At 69.0% G+C, this 21,591-nt stretch carries 21 protein-coding genes; 12 read left to right on the top strand and 9 right to left on the bottom strand.

Annotation, left to right across the window (positions count from 1 at the left end; genetic code table 11):
* Positions 1 to 214 precede the first annotated feature (214 nt).
* Complete coding sequence (bcp, locus tag BJY22_RS37285; protein WP_167216490.1) at positions 215 to 682, bottom strand: thioredoxin-dependent thiol peroxidase; 468 nt, start codon at positions 680 to 682, stop codon at positions 215 to 217.
* A 78-nt stretch (positions 683 to 760) separates the two neighbouring features.
* Here bcp and BJY22_RS37280 point away from each other — a divergent pair, with 78 nt between their 5' ends.
* The 3 genes from BJY22_RS37280 (at position 761) to BJY22_RS37270 (ending at position 2,482) form a co-directional block, all read left to right on the top strand.
* A complete protein-coding gene (locus BJY22_RS37280; RefSeq protein ID WP_167216488.1) occupies positions 761 to 1,804 on the top strand; it encodes a glucose 1-dehydrogenase in 1,044 nt (347 codons plus the stop codon).
* 79 nt (positions 1,805 to 1,883) lie between these two features.
* Positions 1,884 to 2,147 (top strand): DUF3618 domain-containing protein, encoded by a 264-nt coding sequence (locus tag BJY22_RS37275; RefSeq protein ID WP_337759763.1) that lies wholly within the window; start codon positions 1,884 to 1,886, stop codon positions 2,145 to 2,147.
* Positions 2,144 to 2,482: a GroES family chaperonin gene (locus BJY22_RS37270; RefSeq protein ID WP_185759412.1), complete on the top strand. Its 339-nt coding sequence runs from the start codon at positions 2,144 to 2,146 to the stop codon at positions 2,480 to 2,482. The genes BJY22_RS37275 and BJY22_RS37270 overlap by 4 nt, the downstream gene beginning before the upstream one ends.
* On the opposite strand, the gene BJY22_RS37265 is transcribed toward BJY22_RS37270, so the two are convergent.
* The gene (locus BJY22_RS37265) at positions 2,473 to 3,537 is read right to left on the bottom strand and encodes an FAD-dependent oxidoreductase (protein ID WP_167216484.1); all 1,065 of its coding nucleotides are present in this window, start codon (positions 3,535 to 3,537) and stop codon (positions 2,473 to 2,475) included. The two genes, BJY22_RS37270 and BJY22_RS37265, sit on opposite strands and share 10 nt — an antisense overlap.
* A gap of 84 nt (positions 3,538 to 3,621) precedes the next feature.
* Here BJY22_RS37265 and dapC point away from each other — a divergent pair, with 84 nt between their 5' ends.
* From dapC to BJY22_RS37250, 3 genes are all read left to right on the top strand, one after another.
* Positions 3,622 to 4,722, top strand: a complete 1,101-nt coding sequence (gene dapC, locus BJY22_RS37260) for a succinyldiaminopimelate transaminase (RefSeq protein WP_337759842.1) — start codon at positions 3,622 to 3,624, stop codon at positions 4,720 to 4,722.
* Between the two features lie 84 nt (positions 4,723 to 4,806).
* Positions 4,807 to 6,189, top strand: coding sequence for a M15 family metallopeptidase (locus BJY22_RS37255; protein ID WP_202891439.1), 1,383 nt, complete (start codon positions 4,807 to 4,809; stop codon positions 6,187 to 6,189).
* Positions 6,190 to 6,209: 20 nt separating this feature from the next.
* Positions 6,210 to 6,947, top strand: coding sequence for a hypothetical protein (locus BJY22_RS37250; RefSeq protein WP_167216480.1), 738 nt, complete (start codon positions 6,210 to 6,212; stop codon positions 6,945 to 6,947).
* Here BJY22_RS37250 and BJY22_RS37245 read toward each other — a convergent pair.
* Positions 6,937 to 7,941 carry an alpha/beta fold hydrolase gene (locus tag BJY22_RS37245; protein ID WP_167216478.1) on the bottom strand — a complete coding sequence of 335 codons (1,005 nt, stop codon included), beginning with the start codon at positions 7,939 to 7,941 and terminating at the stop codon, positions 6,937 to 6,939. The two genes, BJY22_RS37250 and BJY22_RS37245, sit on opposite strands and share 11 nt — an antisense overlap.
* Positions 7,942 to 8,079: 138 nt before the next feature.
* Here BJY22_RS37245 and BJY22_RS37240 point away from each other — a divergent pair, with 138 nt between their 5' ends.
* From BJY22_RS37240 to BJY22_RS37230, 3 genes are read left to right on the top strand one after another with little or no spacing between them, the layout of a single operon-like run.
* Positions 8,080 to 9,234: an amino acid deaminase/aldolase gene (locus BJY22_RS37240; RefSeq protein ID WP_167216476.1), complete on the top strand. Its 1,155-nt coding sequence runs from the start codon at positions 8,080 to 8,082 to the stop codon at positions 9,232 to 9,234.
* A complete protein-coding gene (locus BJY22_RS37235) occupies positions 9,231 to 10,532 on the top strand; it encodes a D-arabinono-1,4-lactone oxidase (RefSeq protein ID WP_167216473.1) in 1,302 nt (433 codons plus the stop codon). Before BJY22_RS37240 ends, BJY22_RS37235 begins: the two co-directional genes overlap by 4 nt.
* A gap of 9 nt (positions 10,533 to 10,541) precedes the next feature.
* Positions 10,542 to 11,261: a PIG-L deacetylase family protein gene (locus tag BJY22_RS37230; RefSeq protein WP_167216471.1), complete on the top strand. Its 720-nt coding sequence runs from the start codon at positions 10,542 to 10,544 to the stop codon at positions 11,259 to 11,261.
* Here the strand turns inward: BJY22_RS37230 and BJY22_RS37225 are convergent.
* The 4 genes from BJY22_RS37225 to gndA form a co-directional block, all read right to left on the bottom strand.
* Positions 11,251 to 11,658, bottom strand: coding sequence for a hypothetical protein (locus BJY22_RS37225; RefSeq protein WP_167216469.1), 408 nt, complete (start codon positions 11,656 to 11,658; stop codon positions 11,251 to 11,253). The genes BJY22_RS37230 and BJY22_RS37225 overlap by 11 nt on opposite strands.
* Before the next feature lie 58 nt (positions 11,659 to 11,716).
* Positions 11,717 to 12,253, bottom strand: coding sequence for a DUF6817 domain-containing protein (locus tag BJY22_RS37220; protein ID WP_167216467.1), 537 nt, complete (start codon positions 12,251 to 12,253; stop codon positions 11,717 to 11,719).
* 262 nt (positions 12,254 to 12,515) lie between these two features.
* On the bottom strand, positions 12,516 to 12,962 hold the full coding sequence (locus tag BJY22_RS37215; protein ID WP_167216465.1) for a DUF6319 family protein: 447 nt from the start codon (positions 12,960 to 12,962) through the stop codon (positions 12,516 to 12,518).
* 102 nt (positions 12,963 to 13,064) lie between these two features.
* Entirely contained in the window at positions 13,065 to 14,504 is a 1,440-nt protein-coding gene (gene gndA, locus BJY22_RS37210; protein ID WP_167216463.1) for an NADP-dependent phosphogluconate dehydrogenase, read from the bottom strand.
* Positions 14,505 to 14,682: 178 nt separating this feature from the next.
* Between gndA and BJY22_RS37205 the strand changes: the two genes are divergently transcribed.
* Positions 14,683 to 17,859, top strand: a complete 3,177-nt coding sequence (locus BJY22_RS37205; protein WP_167216461.1) for a DUF2961 domain-containing protein — start codon at positions 14,683 to 14,685, stop codon at positions 17,857 to 17,859.
* Entirely contained in the window at positions 17,856 to 18,377 is a 522-nt protein-coding gene (locus tag BJY22_RS37200) for an isochorismatase family protein (RefSeq protein WP_337759762.1), read from the top strand. The genes BJY22_RS37205 and BJY22_RS37200 overlap by 4 nt, the downstream gene beginning before the upstream one ends.
* Positions 18,378 to 18,439: 62 nt before the next feature.
* On the opposite strand, the gene tyrS is transcribed toward BJY22_RS37200, so the two are convergent.
* The gene (tyrS, locus tag BJY22_RS37195; protein WP_167216459.1) at positions 18,440 to 19,651 is read right to left on the bottom strand and encodes a tyrosine--tRNA ligase; all 1,212 of its coding nucleotides are present in this window, start codon (positions 19,649 to 19,651) and stop codon (positions 18,440 to 18,442) included.
* Positions 19,652 to 19,874: 223 nt separating this feature from the next.
* Between tyrS and idi the strand changes: the two genes are divergently transcribed.
* The gene (gene idi / locus BJY22_RS37190) at positions 19,875 to 20,432 is read left to right on the top strand and encodes an isopentenyl-diphosphate Delta-isomerase (RefSeq protein WP_167216458.1); all 558 of its coding nucleotides are present in this window, start codon (positions 19,875 to 19,877) and stop codon (positions 20,430 to 20,432) included.
* Positions 20,433 to 20,525: 93 nt separating this feature from the next.
* On the opposite strand, the gene BJY22_RS37185 is transcribed toward idi, so the two are convergent.
* Positions 20,526 to 21,521, bottom strand: a complete 996-nt coding sequence (locus BJY22_RS37185; RefSeq protein ID WP_167216455.1) for a 2-dehydropantoate 2-reductase — start codon at positions 21,519 to 21,521, stop codon at positions 20,526 to 20,528.
* Positions 21,522 to 21,591: the final 70 nt, after the last annotated feature.

Below are 21,591 nucleotides of genomic sequence, written 5' to 3'. Positions count from 1 at the left end.
ACACCCGTCGCCGAACCGGAACCGGCCCGGGAGTACGGCTCTTTCGCAGGAAGGCTTGAAAACTCACCCTGAGTGGTGACTCCGCTGCGGTCCGCTGAGATTCCCGTGTGATCCAAATCACTCAGACAGTTTGCTCAAACGGCCGTTCCATGGACCAATGCCATGAAACGGTCGAAGGTTTTCCTCTGCGGGAGTGGTTGTGGGAGGTGCCTTTTCACAATCCCAGGTCGCGGCGGAGTTTGGCGACGTGGCCGGTGGCCTTCACGTTGTACTGCGCCACGGCGATCTTCCCGTCCGGGTCGACGACGAACGTGGACCGGATCACGCCGGTCACCTTCTTCCCGTACATGGTCTTCTCGCCGAACGCGCCGTACGCCGTCAGCACCTCCCTGTCCGGGTCGCTGAGCAGCGGGAAGGTGACGCCGTCGCGCTCGCGGAACTTCGCCAGCTTGGCCGGCTTGTCCGGGGAGATCCCGAGGACGGCGTACCCGGCGGCCTGCAGCGCGTCGAGCGAGTCGCGGAAGTCGCAGGCCTGCTTCGTGCAGCCGGGGGTCATCGCGGCCGGGTAGAAGTAGACGATCACGTTCTTCCCGCGCAGGTCCGCCAGCGCCACGTCGTTGCCGTCGGCATCGGGCAGGGTGAAGTCGGGCGCGGTGTCGCCGACGGACAGACGATCGGACATCAGGTCCTCCACGGGGTAGGTCAACTGCGGGCCATGCTAGACGGCGGGAGAGCTGAGCGGCCCCGATAGCCTGAGCCGATGCGGGCCATGACAGTCACGCCAGGCAAGGCCGACTCGGCGGCAGTAGGAGAGGTACCGGAGCCCCCGATCGTCGACGGGTCGATTCTGGTGGAGGGCCTGCTGACAGGCATCTGCGGTACCGACATCGAGTTGGTGTCCGGAGCGTTCGGCAGCGGCCCGCCCGGCTCGGACACCCTCGTCATAGGGCACGAGTCGCTCGGACGCGTGCTGGAGGCACCTGTGGGCTCCGGTATCGCTGCCGGTGACCTGGTCGCCGGTGTGGTCCGCCGGCCCGACCCGGTGCCTTGTCCGGCGTGTGCACGGGGCGAGTGGGACTTCTGCCGCAACGGGCGGTACGCCGAGCGTGGCATCAAGGAACTCGACGGGTACGGCGCCGAGCGCTGGCGGGTCGACCCGTACTTCGCCGTACCGGTGCCTGCTGAGCTCGGAGGGCTCGGTGTCCTCGTGGAGCCGGCCAGCATCCTCACCAAGGCATGGGAGCAGGTGGACCAGGTCGGGGCGCGTTCCTCCTTCACTCCACGGCACGTGCTGGTGACAGGTGCCGGGCCGATCGGCTTGCTGGCCGCACTGATCGGTCAGCAGCGCGGGTACGACGTACATGTGCTGGACCGCGTCACGGACGGGCCGAAGCCGGAGCTGGTACGGGCGCTTGGCGGGACGTACCTGACCGACCTGTGCCAGCTGGGCGTCGTACCTGATGTGGTGATCGAGGCGACCGGTGTCGGGCAGTTGGTGTTCGACTGTGCGTCGCTGTTGCCGCCGGCCGGTGTCATGTGCCTTGCCGGGATCCATCCGGGGCCGGCGAAGGTCGAGGTACAGCTGGACGCCTTGGTGCGGCAACTGGTGGTCCGCAACGCCGCTGTGGTCGGCACGGTGAATGCGGGCAAGCGGCACTACGCGGATGCGGTGGACGTGTTGCTGGCCGCTGACCGGTCCTGGCTGGAGCGGCTGATCACCCGGACCGTGCCGCTGTCCAGCTGGCCGGACGCATTGGTCCGGGAACCGGATGACATCAAGGTGGTCGTGGACTTGCGGCGATGACCTGCGAGGATGGTGCCGACAGAGACGGACCGGGGGGCAGCTCGGGGAATGCCCCGCCGACGGAAGGGAGCGCCGACAAGTGTCGGACACGAAAGCTCGGACCGCCGAGCAGATCGAGGCGGACATCGCCGCCACCCGCGCGCGCCTGGCCTCGACCGTGGACGAGCTCGTCGACCGGGCGAGCCCGAAGAACCTGGCCCTTCGGCAGGTCGAGCAGGCCAAGTCCCAGGTCTTCGACGAGCAGGGCCAGTTGCGGACCCAGAAGATCGTCGCCGTCGCCGGCGCGGTGGCCGGTGTGGTCGGCGTTCTGTTGGTGATCCGCCGGCTGGTGGGTCGCCGGTGACTCCACGCAAGCGGCTCTCCGACGACAAGCTGCCGATCCGGATGCTGCACGACCGCGTCCTGGTCTCCCTCGAGCAGGAGGGCGAGCGGAAGTCGTCGGCGGGCATCCTGATCCCCGCCACCGCCCAGATGGGCCGCCGCCTCGCCTGGGCGAAGGTGGTCGCGATCGGTGCGAACGTGCGCACCGTCGAGGTCGACGACCGGGTGCTCTTCGACCCCGAGGACCGCGCCGAGGTCGAGGTCCGCGGAGACGACTACATCCTGTTGCGCGAGCGCGACCTGCACGCGGTGGCCGCCGGCCGCCTCGAGGACGGGCAGACCGGCCTCTACCTCTGAAAGCCGAACCGTCGCGGTGCCGGCGCGCCGCCGGTGACCAGGTCACGGACGAACGCGCCGACCAGCGGCACGAACTTGAAGCCCTGGCCGGAGAATCCGGCGGCGACCGTGACCGGTCCGGCGCGGTCGATGACGAAGTCGGACGTGGGCGTGTTGTCGTAGAGGCAGCTGATCGCGGTCGACCGGTGGGGGTCAAGTCCGGGGTACCACTGCTCGACGTACTGCAGGAGGGCCGCGTCCCGCTCCGGTTCCGGCTGGAAGTCACGAGTGTCGGGATCGACCTCCGGCCCGGTCGCGTGCAGCCCGACCTTGACCCCGGAGCCTGGTTCGTAGAGGCCGTAGCTGGTCGGACCGTGGTGCACGAAGCTGGGCCACTCCAGCTCGTCCCACAGCGGTGCGAAGAACCGTGGCTGTTCCTGCGTGACCCTGAACGGCGGCAACGGCACGAGCCCGCCCACCAGCCTCGGCGTCCACGGCCCAGCGGTCACCACCACGTGTCGCGCCCGCACAGCACCACCTGGTACGTCGAGCTCGACCAAACCGTCATGAGTCCGCAGTGACCGTACAGGCGACTGGACGCGGAATTCGGCACCGGATCGACCAGCCACGACCTGTAGCGCGTGCACTGCCCGCTCGGCGTACAGCCGACCTGACCCCGGCTGGTAGAGCACCGGCGTCTCGAACCGGAACCCCGGCCACCGCTCGGCCGCCTCCGCCGCGGACAGCACCGCCCCGGTTGCCGCATGCAACGACCGGAAAGCCTCGATCGACGCGTCGCTCATCCCGTGGTCGATCCCACCGGTCTCCTCGAGCAACGTCTCGCCGGACTCCGCCTCCAGCTCCCGCCACAGCGGCCGCGCCCGCTCGGTCAGCTCGGCAATCCCGGCGTCGTCGACAGCCGCCCGGTACAGGCGCGTCGCCCCGTGCGAGCCGCCTCGCTCGTGCCCGAGGGTGAACTGCTCCAGTACGACGACCTCACGCCCCGCGGCCGCCAGCGCCCACGCCGCAGCCGACCCCATCGCACCGGCCCCGATCACGGCCACGTCGTACGTCATCCGGTTACCCCCTGTCCGCACTGATCGTAGTGATGTGGACGGGTGAGCTCGTGGGTCGGGCGGGTAGGGGAGAATGGCGGCGTGATCTTCGAGACCTCCAGCCGGTTGCCCGACTTCCCGTGGGACAAGCTCGGCCCCTACAAGCAGAAGGCGGCCGAGCACCCCGACGGCATCGTGGACCTGTCGGTGGGCAGCCCCGTGGACCCGGTGCCCGCGCTGGTGAAGCAGGCGCTGGCCGACGCCGCGGACGCCCCGGCGTACCCGACGACGATCGGTACGTCGGCTGTGCGGCGGGCGGCTGTGGACTGGATGGAGCGGCGCCTCGGCGTGACCGGGGTCGACCCGGCGCGCGACGTACTGCCGGTGATCGGCACCAAGGAGCTGATCATGACGCTGCCGACGCTGCTCGGCGTCGGCGCCGGCGACACGGTGCTCATCCCGGATCTGGCCTATCCGACGTATGAGGCCGGTGCCGCGCTCGCCCGGGCCACGAGCGTGCCGGTCGAGGACCCGGCGGCGTACGACGGTCCGGTCCGGATCGCGTACCTGAACTCGCCGCGCAACCCGTCCGGTGAGATCACTCCGCCGGACGCCCTGCGCCGGGCGGTGGAGTGGGCGCGCGCGAACGACGTACTGCTGGTCAGCGACGAGTGCTACACCGAGTTCGGCTGGGACGAGAAGCCGGTGTCGGTGCTGCACCCGGACGTGTGCGGGGGCAGCTTCGACAACCTGCTGGCGGTGCACTCGCTGTCCAAGCGCTCCAACCTGGCCGGGTACCGCGGCGGCTTCGTCGCCGGTGACCCGACCGTCGTGGCCGAGCTGCTCGAGGTACGCAAGCATGCCGGGCTGATGGTGCCGTCACCGATCCAGGCCGCGATGGCTGTCGCGTTCGCCGACGACACCCATGTCGAGGAGCAGCGTGCCCGCTACCTGCGTCGCCGTGCGGTACTGCGGGACGCGCTGACCGATGCGGGTTGGGAGATCACGTTCTCGAACGGCGGGTTGTACCTGTGGGCGTCGCACCCGTCGTACGACGCCTACGGCTCGGTTGGCGCGCTGGCGGACCGGGGCATCCTCGTCGCTCCCGGTGTGTTCTACGGGACCGCGGGTGAGCGGCACGTGCGGATCGCGTTGACCGGGACCGACGAGCGGGTCGACGCCGCTGTGAAGAGACTGCAGGAGTGACACAACTTCCGGCCTCTGTGTGACGTCTCTCTGGTGTGACTGCCTCTTATCTGGGTAGGTGGTCTCGAGGGGAGGGAGAGGCGTATGAAGCGCTTCGTGGGGGTAGCGGTCGCAGTTCTGGTCGGTCTCGGTCCGGTGGGTGTGGCGTATGCCGACGAGACGCCGGCTCCGAGCACGACGCCGAGCGCAACGCCGAGCACAACACCAAGCACGGCACCGAGCACAACGCCAAGTGGCACACCGAGCGCGTCGCCTAGCGTGACGCCGGCGGAGACGCCCACGCCGAGCGCACCGCCCACTCAGACGCCCAGCGTGACGCCGAAGGCTGTGTCGCCGGCGTGGGGCATCACGCTCGATCAGCCGGCCGCCTCCTGGGAGGACCGGCCGACGGTCTTCACCGGCAAGATCAGCCAGCCGATCACCGGCTCGTACATCACCTTGTGGCAGCGCGTCCCCGGCGCCTGGGTGCTCCGGGCGGCCACCAGGACCACGACCGGCGGCGTGTACAGGTTCAGCTACGTCTCGGCGTACAGCGGCACGTGGGCGTTCCGCACCATGATCGGTGTCAAGGCGGAGACGGCGCTCGCCATCTCGGACTACCGGACCGTCCCGATCCAGGACCGCAAGATCGTGATCAACACCCCGGCGCCCTGGTACGCGACGCTGACCGGCGTCTCGGTCACCGGCCGGATGGTGCCGGCCGAGCCGGGCAAGGAGCTCGCGCTGCAGGAGTACCTCGGCAGCGGGAGATGGCGGCTGCTGAACATCGCGAAGATGGATGCCGGCGGCAACTTCCGGCTGCGGATGCCCGACGACCTGCCGGTCACCCGCACCGTCCGGGTGGTCACGCGATACGTCACTCAGCCCGCGATGGAGTACTCCGCGCTGGCGACGATCGTCATCAAGGCTGCCCTCAACCCCAAGGTGTACGCCGTGTCGGCCGCGATGGTGCCCTACACGTACCGCGCCGGATGCCCCGTGAAGCCGTCGTCCCTGCGGCTGCTGCAGCTGAACTACTGGGGCTTCGACGGCCGGGTGCACCGCGGCGAGCTGATCCTCCGTGACGCCGCCGTACCGAAGATGATCACCGCCTGGACCTCGACGTTCGCCTCGAAGTTCCCGATCCGGCAGATGCGCCGGGTGGATGTGTACGGCGGCAGCGACATCAAGTCGATGGCGGCCGACAACACGTCCGCGTTCAACTGCCGGCGGGTCACCGGTGATCCGTACTCGCTGTCGCCGCACTCGTACGGCTGGGCGATCGACATCAACACCGTCGAGAACCCGTACCTGGCCGCGAACGGCGTCTGGTACCCGTCGAACGGTACGGCGTACATCAACCGCTCCGTGGCGCGTCCGGGCATGCTGTTCTCGAGTAGCGTCGCCACCAAGGCCCTGATCGGGCAGGGGTACTTCTGGGGTGCCGGCTGGTCCAAACCCGACTACCAGCACTTCCAGCCGAAGTGAAAGCGACTGTAGTTGCCGGTGTGCTGACCGCTGTCCTCGTCGGCTGCAGCTCCACTCCCACGGTCCCGCTGGCGACACCGCCGCCAGTCATCCCGAGCACCGTCGGCGGCACCGTACCTGTGCCGACCACCACACTGCCCACCAGTAAGCCCACGGACGCCGCCGTGCCTCCAGAGGTCCCGGAGGAAGCGACCGCGCCACCTCCCGCGGCCGCGGGTCCGCTGACCTCTCGCAACCTGCCCGCACCAGAGAAGCTCGGCACCGGCTGGAAGACGTACGTGGACCCAGGTGGTGCCGAGGTGGGCTTCATCGGCAACAACACCTGGACCCGACGCCGCGACCCACACCAGGCGTCCTACGAGGCCCTGCCCTCTGGCTGCGCCGGCCAACCAGTGAGCGGCTCCCTGCCTGTCCCCGCCTACGCCCTGACCGGTAGCTACCGCACAGGCGACGCGCAGCCCGCTACTGCGCTCCTGCTCCGTTTCAAGGACTCCGATCGGGCAGGGGAGTACTTCGCCGGTTACCAGGCACGTATGAAGGCCTGTGGCACGGGTGGGGACCTGAGTGTCAAAGAGCTCTGGGCCCATGACGCAGCTGCGGCTGCAGTGCGTTCGTACGCCGGAGCAGAGTCCTACGTCGACCTGTCCGTCCTGCGCGGCTCCACCGTCGCCCTGCTCGCGACGACCTCGGCCACGCCAGATCAGCAGGCCGACTGGGCGCGTGACGTCGTACCGGTGCTGGAAGCCGTCATCGACTGAACCGGTCCGCGTCGACCACCGCCTGCGCGAACTCCCGCGGCGCCTCCTGCGGCACGTTGTGCCCGACATCGAAGGTGCGGTGCTGGTACTTGCCGATGAAGTGGTCGCGGTACGACGCACCGTTGCCGGCCGGCGTGAACGGGTCGTACCGGCCGTCGATCGTGATGGTCGGTACCGCGATCTTCGGCGCCTTCTGCAGCTCCACCTCCAACTCGGCGTACTCCGGCTCGGCCGGAATCAGGCTCTGCCGCCAGCGGTAGTTGCCGATCACGATCGCCTCGTAATCCGGGTTGTCGAACGCTGCCGCGGTCCGTGCGTACGTCGAGGCGCTGTACTTCCACGTCGGCGAGTTGAACTTCCAGATGAACTCACCGAGCTCCCGCTTGTACTGGTGCAGACCCTGCGCGCCGCGCTCGGTGGCGAAGTAGTACTGGTACCACCAGGCGTTCTCGGCCGCGGGCGGCAACGGCTTCTTGTTGAACTCCAGGTTGGTGATCAGGTACCCGGTCACGGACACCAGCGCCTTCACCCGCTCCGGCCACAGTGCGGCGATGATGTCAGCGGTGCGCGAGCCCCAGTCGTAGCCGGCCAGTACGGCACGCTCGATGTGCAGGGCGTCCATCAGCGCCAGGATGTCCAGCGCGAACGCGGCCTGGTCGACGTTGCGCGGCGTGGAGGCCGAGCGGAACGTAGTACTGCCGTGGCCGCGGAGGTAGGGCACGACGACGCGGTAGCCGCGGCGGGCCAGCAGTGGAGCGACCTGCTCGTAGCTGTGGATGTCGTACGGGAAGCCATGCAGCAGGAGGACCGGCGTGCCGTCCGACGGCCCGAGCTCGACGTACCCGACGTTGAGGACGCCGGCCGCGAGCTGCCGCACCGGCCCGAACGGGAGCTGGGGCGTTGCGGCCGCTCCGCCGGTGACAAGCGGGGCGACGCCGGCTACCAGGGCGGCGGCACCGGTCGTGCGGAGGAGGGTACGGCGGCTGACGTTCATGACAGTCCTTTCTGGTTGCTGTTGCCTCCACAGTCGCCCGGTGGGCACCTGTGTCGCGCCCGTGAGATCCACTGGTCCCCGCGGAAAACAGCCCAGAAGTTGTATTACCTTTCAGTATTCGTGTCCTACACTCCGGATATGGGTGATTTCGACCGGTTCGCGCGCCTCACCGCGCACCTGGACGCGCCGTACGCCGTGATCGACCTGGCCGCGTTCCGCCGGAACGCCGACGACCTGGTCCGCCGCGCCGCCGGTACGCCGATCCGGATCGCCTCGAAGTCGGTCCGCTGCCGCCCGCTGCTCGCCTCCGCGCTCGGGCGGCCCGGGTTCCGCGGCGTGATGAGCTACTCGCTCGCGGAGGCGCTCTGGCTGGCCCGCAACGGCGTCGACGACATCCTGATCGGCTACCCGACCACGCACCGATCCGCCCTGCGCGAGCTCTCCGAGGACCCCGAGGCGGCCGCGCGGATCACGTTGATGATCGACTCACCCGAGCACCTCGGCTACATCAGGGCCACCGCGACCGGTACCGCGCGGATCCAGGTCTGCCTGGACGTCGACGCGTCGCTGCGGATCTTCGGACAGCATCTCGGCGTACGGCGGTCGCCGCTGCGGACCCCGGCCGAGGTCGCGGCGCTCGCCCGGACCGTCGCCGCGGACGACCATTTCGAGCTGACCGGAGTGATGTTCTACGAGGCGCAGATCGCCGGCCTCCCGGACACGTCGCCGGCTGTCCGCTGGGTCAAGCGCCGGTCGGCGGCCGAGCTCGCGGACCGGCGCGGCGCGGTCGTCGACGCGGTCAAGCAGGTCGCTCCGCTGCGGATCGTGAACAGCGGCGGGACGGGCAGCCTCGAGATCAGCAGCGCCGACCCGGTCGTCACCGAGGTCACAGCCGGATCCGGTCTCTACGGCCCAACCCTCTTCGACAAGTACGACGTCTTCCAGCCCGAGCACGCGATGGCTTACGCGTTGGACGTCGTACGGCGGCCCGCGCCGCGGATCGCCACGCTGTTCGGCGGTGGATACGTCGCGTCGGGTCCTGCGAAGAAGTCACGGCTGCCGCTGCCCGCCGCGCCGTACGGACTGAAGCTGCTGGGCACCGAAGGCGCCGGGGAAGTGCAGACACCGGTCCGGGGACCATCGGCCGATCGGCTGCGAATCGGCGACAGAGTGTGGATGCGGTACGCGAAGGCGGGCGAGATGCTGGAGCGGTTCGACGTCCTGTACGCCGTTGACGGTGAGGACGTCAGCGAGCTCAGGACCTACCGCGGCGAAGGGAAGAACTTCGGATGAGCACCTGGCGGAACTGGTCGGGTACCGAGTCGGCGACCGGGATCGAGGCCCTTCGCCCGAGGTCGGCCGACGAGCTCGCCGCGGCGGTGAAGACCGCGGCCGAGCAGGGAAAGAAGCTGAAGGCGGTCGGTTCCGGGCATTCGTTCACCGGGTGCTCCGTCCCGCAGCAGGTGATGATCCAGCTGGACGGCCTGTCCTCGATCCTGCACGCGGACCAGGAGTCCGGCCGCGTCACGGTCGGTGCGGGCACCGGGCTGCGGAAGCTGAACGCGGGCCTGGCGGCGTTCGACCTCGCCATGGCCAACCTCGGAGACATCGACAAGCAGACGATCTCCGGCGCGATCTCCACCGGCACGCACGGCACCGGCGCGCGGCTCGGCGGGCTGGCCACTCAGGTCGTCGCCCTCGACCTGGTCACCGCGGACGGCTCGGTCCTGCACTGCTCCGCGGAGGAGAACCCGGACGTCTTCGCCGCGGCTCGGGTCTCGGTCGGTGCGCTCGGTGTGATCAGCTCGCTGACGCTGCAGTGCGTACCGGCGTTCCTGCTCCGTGCCCAGGACATGCCGCTGCCGCTCGGCGAGGTCCTGGACGGGTTCGATGAATTTGCCGACGGCAACGACCACTTCGAGTTCTACTGGTTCCCGCACACCGACGTCGCGCTCACCAAGCGGAACAACCGGGTCGCGGCCGGCGTCGGCGCGTCGCCGGTCGGCCGGCTCCGCGGCTGGATCGACGACGAGCTGCTGTCCAACAAGGTCTTCGAACTGACCAACCGGCTCGCGGTCCGGGAGCCCGGCCTGGTGCCGCGGATCAACCAGCTCGCCTCACGCGCGTTGTCGGCGCGCCAGTACGTCGACGCGTCGTACAAGGTGTTCTGTTCCGAGCGCAACGTGGTCTTCCGCGAGTCGGAGTACGCCGTGCCACGGGAACACGTGGTGGACGTGCTCCGCCGGCTGCGGGAGTGGATCGACGTGTCGGGGTCGCGGATCCCGTTCCCGATCGAGGTGCGGGTGGCCGCGCCGGACGACATCTGGCTGTCCACGGCGTCCGGGCGCGCGACGGCGTACATCGCGATCCATCAGTACCACCGGCTGCCGCACGACCCGTACTTCCGGGCCTTCGAGAACATCGTCGCCGACTACGACGGACGGCCGCACTGGGGCAAGCTGCACACGCTGACCGCCGACGACCTGCGCCGACGGTACCCGCACTTCGACGACTTCCTCGCGGTCCGCGACCGCCTGGATCCGCAGCGAGCCTTCGAGAACGCCTACACCCGCCAGGTCTTCGGGCGTTAGCCTGCCAGCATGAACGAACTGCAACCGCTCCAACCGGTGGTCGAGGACTGGCAGAAGGCGCTGGCGGTGGTCGCGCACCCGGACGATCTGGAGTTCGGTACGGCGGCTGCGATCGCGCGCTGGACCGGCCAGGGCAAGCAGGTCGTGTACTGCCTGCTGACGTCCGGCGAAGCGGGTATCGACGGCGTCGACCCGGCCGAGTGCGGACCGCTGCGGGAGGCCGAGCAGATCGAGTCGTCCCGGATCGTCGGCGTGTCGGCCGTCGAGTTCCTCGGCCAGCCCGACGGCACGATCGAGTACGGCGTCGCGCTCCGCCGCGTGATCACCGCCGCGATCAGGCGACACCAGCCGGAGATCGTCATCACCAACAACTTCCGCGACACCTGGGACGGCGACGTCCTGCTGAACCAGTCCGACCACATCAGCACCGGCCGCGCGACGCTCGACGCGGTCCGGGACGCGGCCAACCGCTGGATCTTCCCGGACGCCGGCGACAAGTGGGACGGCGTACGGGAGGTGTGGGCCGCGGGGTCACCGAACGCACGGCACGGGGTGGACACGACGGGCACGTTCGACGTCGGTGTCCAGTCGCTCAAGGCCCACAAGGCCTACATCGACGGGCTGAACCGCGGCTTCGACCCGGAGGAGTTCCTCGAAGGCACCTCACGCCCGGCCGGGACCCAGCTGGGCACAAAGTACGGCACGCGGTTCGAGGTCTTCACTCCTTGAGGTACGCCTGCAGGTGAGGCGGCGTGGGCTTCGGACGCCGAGGCTCACGGTCGCCCGCCGTGCCGGGACCCGGCGGGTTGTTCGGGCCCACCCAGGAGCGGACCAGCGCGCGGCCGCCCTTGCGGAACATCCGGTGCAGGTCGATCCGCTCGACCTGCGCGGCCGGGATCCCGAGCTGGGCGAGGCTGCGGTTCGCCATCTCGCAGGCCGCGTCGTGCTTGCGCGGCGACATCTTCTGCTGCAGGACGATCGCGATCGACCCGTCCGGCAGATCCTCGACGCGCGTGAACCGCATGCCCTTGTCCAGCGACCAGGAGTGCAGGGCGAGGTTGAGGTAGTCGGCGTGGGAGAGTTGCCGATCGGGCTTCGCGCGCGCAACCACTTCGTATCGGGCCATGCCTCGATCATCCGTCGCAGGCCGACGGATTTCCAGGAATCTGCTACCGGCGAAGGCGCTACAGCTGCAGGATGCGCTGCGACTCGTTGAGCACCGCGGGGGAGGTGAGCGACTGCCAGCGCGGGATCTGCTCGGACAGGAACGGCCGGAGGTCGACGGCGCGGTCGGGATCGTGGTCGAGGACGTCGAGCTCGTTGACGATCGTCAGGTCGACGAAGTCGCGGAGATGCTCGGTGCCGAGCTCCTCCGACGTCCCGGTGAAGCGGTCGGTGACAGTCCGGTGCTCGGCGAGGTCGCGCCAGGTGGTCTCCCGGTCGCAGGCGCCGTACAGGTAGACGATCCGCTCGGCCTCGGCGCCGATCACCGATTCCAGGACCGGGCGCTCGGTCCGCCAGTCGAAGAGGTGGGTCGGGAAGCCGTCGGTCCCGTACGCGGCATGCGCCAGGCCGGCCAGCACCAGCGTGTCGGAGGCACCGAGCGAGCCGAGTCGCTTGGCGACGCGGTGCAGATGGACGTACAGGCTTCCGCCCGCGTGGTCGATCTCGTCGGCGCCGCGCACCAGCAGCAGCGAACCCAAGTCCTCGAAAGTGCTCATCTGACCTCTTCTCACCCCGGAGCGGCCACAGGGCACCCACGGTAAGGCCAACCCCACATCCGCGCCCACCACTGCGGCGTGCCGTTTGAGTCACATCCCGTTCATGTCCCGTTCGGTTCGAAGGCCACCTGGCAGGGTCCGAGAAAGTCCAGAACCCGTCCGCAACCACCTCACACGGTTGCGGACGGGTTCTGCATTTGCTGCCCGTGGTGATCAGGGAAGGTGACTACCACGGGGAGTCTGTGCCGAGAGTCCTGCTCGGTCAGTCCAGCTCGGCGAGGGCCTTGCGGGCGGCCTCGAGCTCGGCTTCGAGGGCGGCGACCTTGGCGGCCTGCTGGGCGCGGGCCTCCTCGATGACCTCGTCGATCGGGGTCGAGAGGTCCTCGTGCAGCTCCTTGGCGGCGCGGGAGACGGCGGCGGCCGCGACGGCGAGGTCGCGGGCCAGGTACGTGCTGCCCTGCTTGAGCTCGGCGCGCCACTCGCCGTCGGCGGTGCCGGTGACGGTCAGCGTGAGCTCGATCGTCTTCGTCTTCTTCCCGGCAGCCTTCTTGGCCGGCGCCTTCTTCGGCTTCTCAGGGGCGGGCGCGGACTCGGCGGCGGGTGCGGCCTCGGGGGCAGGCGTCGGGGCGGCAGTGGTCGCCGGACTGGTGAGGTCGGGAGTGTCGGTGGTGTCCACCGGTGCTTCGGCTGCCAGAGTGTCTAGAGTCATCGTTGCGGCGATCTCCTTCTGAACATCGCCCGCAGTGAGCGGGCTGGCGCTGTGTGAACAGTAGAACATATGTTCGATCACAACGCCAACCCGCCTGAGTTGTCAGGCTTGCGACTCCGAGCGGTCGCCGGACCACTCGAGGTGGAAGCTGCCCTCGCGGTCGACGCGCTTGTAGGTGTGGGCGCCGAACAGGTCGCGCAGGCCCTGGATCAGCGCGGCGGGCAGGCGCTCCGCGCGGAGGCCGTCGTAGTACGACAGCGCGGCCGAGAAGCCCGGTGCCGGCACGCCGACGGTCGCCGCGGTCGCGACCACCCGGCGCCACGCCTCCTGGCCGCGGACAACCGCGTCGCGGAAGTAGTCGTCGACGAGCAGCGACGGCAGGTCCGGGTTGCGGTCGTACGCCTCCTTGATGCGGTCCAGGAACCGCGCCCGGATGATGCACCCGCCGCGCCAGATCGTCGCCATCGCGCCGAGGTCGATGTTCCAGCCGTACTCGTCGCTGGCGGCCCGGATCGCGTCGAAGCCCTGCGCGTACGCGACCAGCTTCGACGAGTACAGCGCGTGCCGTACGTCGTCGATGAACGCGTCCCGGTCGACATCGGCCTTCGCCTCCGCCGGTCCGGGCAGTACGCCGGCGGCCGCCTCCCGCCGTACGACGTCACCCGACAGCGACCGGGCGAACACCGCCTCGGCCATACCGCTGACCGGGATGCCCAGGTCCAGCGACGACTGCACGGTCCACCGGCCGGTGCCCTTCTGCTCCGCCTGGTCGAGCACGATGTCGACGAACGGGCCGCCCGTGGCCGGGTCGGTCTGGCTGAGCACCTCGGCCGTGATCTCGATCAGGAACGACTCGAGGTCGCCGGAGTTCCACTCGCGGAACACGTCCGCGAGCTCCGCCGGGGACAGTCCGAGGACGTTGCGGAGCAGGTCGTACGCCTCGGCGATCAGCTGCATGTCGGCGTACTCGATGCCGTTGTGAAGCATCTTCACGAAGTGGCCGGCGCCGTCCGGGCCGACGTGCACGCAGCACGGCTCGCCGTTCACGTGCGCGGAGATCTTGGTCAGCATCGGCTCGAGCGCGGCGTACGACTCGGGTGAGCCGCCGGGCATGATGCTCGGGCCGTTCAGCGCGCCCTCCTCGCCGCCGGACACGCCGCTGCCGACGAAGTGCAGACCCTTCTCCTTCAGTGCGGCCTCGCGCCGCCGGGTGTCGGCGAAGTGCGCGTTGCCGGCGTCCACGACGATGTCGCCCTCGTCCAGCAGCGGCACCAGTTCGTCGATGACCGCGTCGGTCGGCGCGCCGGCCTTGACCATGATGATCACCTTGCGCGGCTGCTCCAGCGACTCGACGAAGCCCGCCAGGTCTGTCGACGGAACGAAGTCGCCCTCGGAGCCGAACTCCGCGACCAACGCGTCGGTGCGGGCCTGGGAGCGGTTGTGCAGGGCCACGCGGAATCCGTTGCGCGCGAGGTTCCGGGCCAGGTTGCGTCCCATCACCGCGAGTCCGGTGACGCCGATCTGGGCTTTGGCAGAGCTCATCGAATCTCCTGCGGTCTCAAGTTGTGTGCGAGTCCAAGTCTGCTGCCAGCCGCAACCTCGGGGTCCACCGGGTGCCACGTCGTGGACAGAACTGACCGGAGCCGACCTCTTCTCAACCGGTGGGCATCGATGGTAGACATCTCAGAAATCGATTTCCCGCGACGTGGAAAGGCCGCCCATGCTCCGTCGTGTCATCGCTCTCGCCGCCTGTGCGCTCCTGGCGCTCCCCACCACCACCGCCGCGTCCGCCACACCCTCGGCTCCCCAGTCGGGCGGCGGCAACGGCCCGGTCGGCTGGGAGGTGTACCGGAACCTCGACCGCCTGCCCGAGCTGCAGACCGGCGTCCGGACGAAGCAGTTCTCGAGCTTCGGCCGCGACGGGACCAACAACGACGGCTTCGACGGCACCTACTCCTGCCTGCGGACGACGGACGCCGGGTGCGTGCTCGCCGAGGACAGCGGACCGGGTGAGGTCGCCACGATCTGGTTCACGCGCGACAACGGCAACGTGACCAAGACCGGCACGATCACCGTCGAACTGGACGGCAAGCAGGTGCTGCACGGTTCGCTGCAGGACATCGTCGACGGCAAGCTCGGCGCGCCGTTCAGCTACCCGCTGGTTGCGAACGGCGTGCAGACCAGCGGCGGCGTCTACATCCGCGTCCCGATGCCGTACCGCTCGTCGATGCGGATCACGACGCAGAACAACCCGTACTTCTACCACGTCGGCTACCGCGAGTTCCCGGACGCGAACGGCGTACCGACGTTCGACCCGAGCGACAAGGCCGAGGACGTCCTTGCGCTGCTCGCGGCGTCCGGCACCAAGGACCCGAAGCCGGCGACGCCGAACGCGAGCACTGCTAGCACTCCGCTGAACCTTGCTCCGGGCAAGCAGGTCACGCTGGCCGACGTCCGCGGGCCCGGTGAGTTGAGCGCACTCCGGATGAAGTTGCCCGACATCGTCGGCCTCGACCTGAAGAGCATCGCCGACGACGGCCGCGCGTTCCTCGGCGGCAGTACGTTCACGCTGAAGATCGACCCGGCGAACACCGGCGTGAAGCTGACCCGCAGGATGGACCTGCGGATCGGCAACCAGCGCGCGAGAATCCTCGTCGACGGTGCACCGGCCGGCGAATGGGCGCCGCTCAAGGCACAGGGCGCGCAGTGGCACGACCAGTCCGTGGACCTGCCCGCGGCGCTGACCGCCGGCAAGTCGCAGATCACGATCACCAACGAGTTCGTCTCGTCCGACCTCGACTTCAACGAGTTCCTGTACTGGGCCGACTCGACCGTCGGCGGGCAGCCGAAGCGCACCGACACCCTCGACGTCGGACCCAACCACGTCGCCGACGAGCAGGCCCACGGCTACGCGATCACCAAGCAGAACTGGAGCGGCGAGCACGCCATGGCGTACGCCGCGACCGACGCGGACGCCGCGCGCGTCAAGCCGTCCGACACGCTGCTGGCCGGTGTCCGTGTTCAGGTGACGATCGACGGCGAGAAGCGCGTCGACGCCCCGATCGGCGAGTTCTTCGGCTCAGGCCTCGGGGAGAACCTGGTCCGTTCGCTGTTCTTCGCCATGGACCCCGACGGCTGGTACTCCTCCTGGTGGCCGATGCCGTACGCCGCCCGCGCAACAGTCACGCTCGTCAACACCACGACGTACCCGCTCAAGGGACAGGCCGAGGTGACGTCGGCGCGCGACATCCGTAAGGCCGTCGACCTGGCGACTGGCAAGACCGGCTACTTCACCGCGATCTCGCACCGCGGCGAGACCACGCAGGGCAGTGACTGGACGTTCGCCGACGTGGCCGGACGGGGCAAGTTCGTCGGCGTCTCGCAGACCATGGAGGGACTGCTTGCCGACGGCAACACCCGTGGTTACCTCGAGGGCGACGAGCGGGTGTACGTCGACGGCGAGCGGACCCCGGCGATCAACGGCACCGGGACCGAGGACTACTACGAGTCCGGGTGGTACTTCAACACCGGCACGTACTCGACGCCGTTCCACGGCAACTCCGCACACGAGGTGCGCGCCGGCTTCTGCACCCACGAGTGCGACGGCGCGTGGCGACTGCACATCACCGACGCGGTCGGGTTCGAGAACCAGCTTGCCTTCTCCATCGAGCACGGGCAGCAGAACGACCATCCGGCGATCTACGGCTCGACGGCGTTCCTCTACACCGCGGCCAAGTTCGGTGCCCGCGAGACGGACCGGCTCGACACCGGGTCGGCGACGAGCCGCCAGCAGCACGGGTACGCCGACAACGGCACGCAGGCGGACCTGAGCTCCGTGTACGAAGGCGATCACGACAACATCACTCTCACCGACCAGGTCCGCTCGAGCGCACAGCCGATCCGCTTCAGCGCAAAAGTCGACCCAGCCAACCGAGGCGTCACGTTGCGGCGAACCAGCGATCAGAACAGTTCTGGACAATCAGTAGAGGTCATCGTCAACGGCAAAGATTCGGGCACCTGGCTACAGCCCCTCGGGAACACGCATCAACGCTGGCTCGACGACAACTACCAGTTGCCCGCAGCAATCACCGCGGGCAAGAGCAGTCTCGACATCGAGCTGCGGCCGACCGGGCCGGCGTGGACCGCGTCGTCGTACGTCGTCCAGTCGCTGGTCGCGCCGTACGACGACAAGCAGGCGCCGGGCGCGGTCCAACAGGTGACAGCCACCGGACGACCGGACAACGCGATCAACGTGACCTGGCACGATGCCGGCGATGACAGCGGGATCGTGCACTACAACGTGTACGGCGCCGTCCTCGGCGGGACCGAGAAACTGCTGGGGACGAGTCCGCTACCCGGGTTCCTGCACCGAGGCCTAGGACTGGGAGAGACGTGGACGTACCGGGTGTCGGCGGTGGATCTGGCCGGGCATGCCGGGCCGAAGTCGACGGCCGCGCAAGGCACGAGCGGTAACACCTTGCGGATCGAGGGCGAGGCGATGCTGCCGCCGGTGTCGTCGACGGTCGCTGTCGATCCGCAGGGCAACTGCTGCGGGGTGAGCTGGTCAGGTGGCGTGCAGGCCTGGATCCACGGGACCAAGGTGGGCGACAAGACCGTGTTCGGTTTCTCGGTTCCGACGACTGGGTCGTACGAGATCTCGACCGTGCTGACGAAGGCGGCCGACTACGGGATCGTCGACGTACAGATCGACGGCAACAGCGCTGTCAGCTTCGACGGCTATCAGGCGTCCGGGGTCGGCACGCAGACGGTGGGGCTCGGCACGGTCCAGTTGAGTGCGGGGAATCATCAGTTCGTGGTGACAGTTACCGGCAAGAATCCGGCAGCAATCGGCTATCTCGTCGGCGTGGATCTCCTGGACCTTAAGCTCGCGACGTGAACCCTCTGGATCCCCGTCGTACCGCACTCGTCCTGATCGACCTGATGCCACGGATCATCGGGCTCGGCACGGCGCCGCTCAGCGGACCGGTCGTGCTCGAGCGGTCCGTGGCACTGGCCGCGGCGACGCGATCGGCCGGCGGGCTGGTGGTGAACGTCCGCGTCGAGCGGCCGGGCGTCGAGGTGCAGCCGGACGGCAGCGGGTTCGCGCCCGAGGCCGCGCCGCAGCCCGGTGACCTGGAGATCGTCAAGCGCACGATCGGCGCCTTCGGCCGCTCACCGCTCGACACCGAGCTCCAGTCCCGCGGCATCGCGAATGTCGTCCTGGCCGGCATCGCCACCAACTTCGGGGTCGAGTCCACCGCCCGGGCCGCCGCCGACCTCGGCTACGAGGTCTTCTTCGTCACCGACGCCATGACCGGCCTCGACGACCACGCCCACAATTTCGCGATCTCCTACCCCTTCCCCCGGCTCGGCACGAACTGCACCAGCACGGAATACCTCGCGGCGCTGGGCTGAGCGTGTGGCGGACGTCCACGCAGGCAGAACCCCCTCGAATCGGCGAATTCGGGGCTCAGAGGTCACCTGTGCCTGCGTGGCGGTTCACCGACCACGCGATGCCACGCCCGGGGCCCCGACCTGACGACCGTCGGGGTCGTCAGGTCGACCGGCGCGGCCGGGTCCTGGCAGCGGATGCCGTCGACGGTCACGGCGCCCTGGGAGATGAGCCGGCGGAGGCTCGAGTTGCTCGCCGACGGGTTGATGGCGCGGAGCAGGTCGAGCACCGTCCGGACCGACGCCGGTACGGCCAGCTCCGGGATGTCCTCGGGGACAGCCCGGTCGGTGAACGTACGACGGAACGCAGCCAGTTCGGTCCTCGCGGCGCCGGCGCCGTGGTACCGGGTGACGACCGCGGCGGCCAGGCGGAGCTTGGCGTCCCGGGCGGCCGGACCACCCGTTGACGCCGCGTCTCCGAGCGCGGCGACGTCGTCCAGCGGGAGCTCGGTGTAGACCCGTGCGTACGGCTCCACCAAGCTGTCCGGAATGCTCATCAGCTTTCCGAACTTGTCCCGCGGACTGTCGGTCAGCCCGATGTAGTTGTTGAGCGACTTCGACTGCTTGGCCCGGCCGTCGATCCCCGGCGTGATCGTCGTCGTGAGCACCACCTGCGGCGGCGCACCCAGCCGCTGCTGGAAGTGCCGTCCCAGTTGCTCGTTGAACAGCTGGTCCGACCCGACGATCGTCAGATCACTCTCCATCGCGCAGCTGTCGTAGCCCTGCAGCACCGGGTACACCAATTCGTGCACGGCGATCTCCCGCCCGGCCGCGACCCGTTCCCGGAACATGTCCCGGCTCATCAACTGCGCTTGCGTCACCTGGGCGAACAGACCCAGCAGCTCAGCCACGGGCATCACGTCGTACCACTCGGAATTCCGGCGTACTTCGAAGACGTCGGCGTCGGTCCGCAGTACCAGCGACACCTGGTCGAGGAACGACGCGGCGTTGGCGTCGATCTGCGCAGGCGTCAGCACCGGCCGGGTCTCGGAGCGCCCGGTCGGGTCGCCGACCCGGGTGGTGAGGTCGCCGAGCAGGAACACGACCCGGTGGCCGAGGTCCTGCAGTTGCCGCATCATCCACAGGTTGACCGCATGCCCGAGATGCAGATCGGGAGCGGTGCAGTCGACGCCGTACTTGATCCGCAGCGGTCGCCCGGAGTCCAGGCGTTCGCGCAGGTCGTCCTCGCCGACGACGGTGTCGGTGGTACGGCGTAACCGGTCGATCACAGCGTTCATGAGGTTCCTCTCGACAGGAGGCACCCCGTGAACCCGTGCCTCCGGCAAACGGAAAGAGGCAGGAACCGGACGGTTCCTGCCTCGGAGGCTCTGGGTGGAGCGACTGCGGGGACTAGCGAATGCCGGCTCCTCCCAGAGCCGGTCGATAGGTCACGCAGTGCTTGGTCACACTCCGAGGCTAGCAGCCGCCGGACCCGTTCCGGAATCCGATTAGGCTCGGGCTGTGGACGACGAGCGGGTTGTGCTGGTGGACGAGGGCGGGCGCGCGATCGGGACCGAGGCGAAGGCGACGGTCCATCATGCGGCGACCCCGCTGCACCTGGCGTTCTCCAGTTACGTCGTCGACACGGCGGGGCGGGTGCTGCTCACCCGGCGCGCGCTCGAGAAGCCCACCTGGCCCGGCGTCTGGACCAACAGTTGCTGTGGGCACCCACTTCCGGGTGAGCCGCTCGCGGACGCGGTACGGCGAAGGCTCGCCGACGAGCTCGGGATCGTCGTGGACGCGGTGCAGCTGGTCCTGCCCGAGTTCCGGTACCGCGCCGAGATGCCGACCGGCGTCGTCGAGAACGAGCTCTGCCCCGTGTACCGGGTGTTCTGGACAGGTGACCCGACGCCGAACCCGGCCGAGGTCGCGGACCTCCGCTGGGCGGCCTGGGAGGAACTGCGCGACCTCCCGGACCTCTCGCCCTGGTGCCTCCTGCAACTCGACCAGCTCAACGGACAGCCCGCCGACTGGCCGCTCGCCGACCCGTCCCTCCTACCACCCGCCGCCCAGGTCTAGCTCCAGCAGATCGTTGTGTACGGCGACCGCCGTCGTAGCCGCCTGACCCGCTGATCGCGACATCCATACGATCATCATACGAGACCAGGCATCTCACATAGCAAGACGCAAGGTGTGCCACAGTTCCGGCCCGGACCAGGCCCGGCGGTCGGTCCCGGCCTCCCGGATCAGGTCGGCCAGGCGGCTGTTGACGGGCGCACCGCGACCAAGCGACGAGGCCAGCCGGACGACCTCGCCGTTCAGGTAGTCGATCTCGGTCGGGCGCCCCGCCTCGAGGTCCTCCCACATCGAGGTCCGGGCGAGTGGATCGACGGCGAGCACCTTGCTCGCGAGCCGGCGGAACAGGAAGTCCGGCAACCGAAGTACGGCGGGGAATCGGTGCATCGGGACGGCGAGCAGTTGGGCCGGCCGGATGCCTACGGCGTGGAGCAGTTCGAGCGCCTCGGCCTGTGCGGCCGCGAGACAGCGCCGGTAGTCGCGCTGAGAGAGTTCGTCGCGCAGCGGCAGATTCGACAGGGCGTTGATCGGGTTGTTCAGGTTCAGCAGGAGCTTCGACCACTGCACCGGCAGGATGTCGTCGTGCTGGGTGAGCGGCAGCCCGGCCCGCTCGAACGCGTCGAGGTACGGCGTCATCGCAGCGTCCCGCTGAATGTCGAGCGCTCCCTCGGTGCCCTGGTGGAACACCCCGGCACCCCGGTTCAGCACGTTGAACGGAACCATGCCGGTCACCACGACCTGCTCCGTCAGACGCGACCGCAGTACCTCGCCGTTCCGTACGCCGTTCTGGAAACTCACCACGACCGCACCCGGCCGCAGGATCTCCGCCAACTCGTCGGCCGCTCCCGCGGTCGCCGCGGACTTCACCGTCACCAGCACCAGATCGGCCTCAGCAGCCGCCGCAGGCGTCGTCTCGAAGCGCACGGGGTCGACCCGGAGGTCAGCTCCCAGGTAGTCGGTCAGCCGCAACCCGTGCTCGGCTACCTCGTCGGCCATCCGCTGCCGTCCGACGAACGTCACCGGCGCCCCGCCCGCGGCGAGCCGTCCGCCCACATAACACCCGATGCCACCCGCGCCATAAACGACGATCACGCCGGACAAGGTACCGAAGGACAGGAGGTCTCTGTGGCCAATCCGTATTGCCCAGGCTCACAGGGACGCC

Source organism: Kribbella shirazensis, assembly GCF_011761605.1.
In the GTDB taxonomy this organism is placed as follows: Bacteria; Actinomycetota; Actinomycetes; order Propionibacteriales; family Kribbellaceae; genus Kribbella; species Kribbella shirazensis.
This window is presented reverse-complemented; position numbering and strand designations above follow the sequence as displayed.

What these genes read in the sequence shown, in the direction of transcription:
- BJY22_RS37255 (WP_202891439.1), top strand. Translation starts at nt 4,807, where the DNA reads ATGAAGCGCTTCGTGGGGGTAGCGGTCGCAGTTCTGGTCGGTCTCGGT.
- tyrS (WP_167216459.1), bottom strand. Translation starts at nt 19,651, where the DNA reads ATGAACGCTGTGATCGACCGGTTACGCCGTACCACCGACACCGTCGTC.
- gndA (WP_167216463.1), bottom strand. Translation starts at nt 14,504, where the DNA reads ATGAGCTCTGCCAAAGCCCAGATCGGCGTCACCGGACTCGCGGTGATG.
- BJY22_RS37220 (WP_167216467.1), bottom strand. Translation starts at nt 12,253, where the DNA reads ATGAGCACTTTCGAGGACTTGGGTTCGCTGCTGCTGGTGCGCGGCGCC.
- BJY22_RS37265 (WP_167216484.1), bottom strand. Translation starts at nt 3,537, where the DNA reads ATGACGTACGACGTGGCCGTGATCGGGGCCGGTGCGATGGGGTCGGCT.
- bcp (WP_167216490.1), bottom strand. Translation starts at nt 682, where the DNA reads ATGTCCGATCGTCTGTCCGTCGGCGACACCGCGCCCGACTTCACCCTG.
- BJY22_RS37225 (WP_167216469.1), bottom strand. Translation starts at nt 11,658, where the DNA reads ATGGCCCGATACGAAGTGGTTGCGCGCGCGAAGCCCGATCGGCAACTC.
- BJY22_RS37235 (WP_167216473.1), top strand. Translation starts at nt 9,231, where the DNA reads ATGAGCACCTGGCGGAACTGGTCGGGTACCGAGTCGGCGACCGGGATC.
- BJY22_RS37240 (WP_167216476.1), top strand. Translation starts at nt 8,080, where the DNA reads ATGGGTGATTTCGACCGGTTCGCGCGCCTCACCGCGCACCTGGACGCG.
- BJY22_RS37205 (WP_167216461.1), top strand. Translation starts at nt 14,683, where the DNA reads ATGCTCCGTCGTGTCATCGCTCTCGCCGCCTGTGCGCTCCTGGCGCTC.
- BJY22_RS37215 (WP_167216465.1), bottom strand. Translation starts at nt 12,962, where the DNA reads ATGACTCTAGACACTCTGGCAGCCGAAGCACCGGTGGACACCACCGAC.
- BJY22_RS37280 (WP_167216488.1), top strand. Translation starts at nt 761, where the DNA reads ATGCGGGCCATGACAGTCACGCCAGGCAAGGCCGACTCGGCGGCAGTA.
- BJY22_RS37245 (WP_167216478.1), bottom strand. Translation starts at nt 7,941, where the DNA reads ATGAACGTCAGCCGCCGTACCCTCCTCCGCACGACCGGTGCCGCCGCC.
- BJY22_RS37230 (WP_167216471.1), top strand. Translation starts at nt 10,542, where the DNA reads ATGAACGAACTGCAACCGCTCCAACCGGTGGTCGAGGACTGGCAGAAG.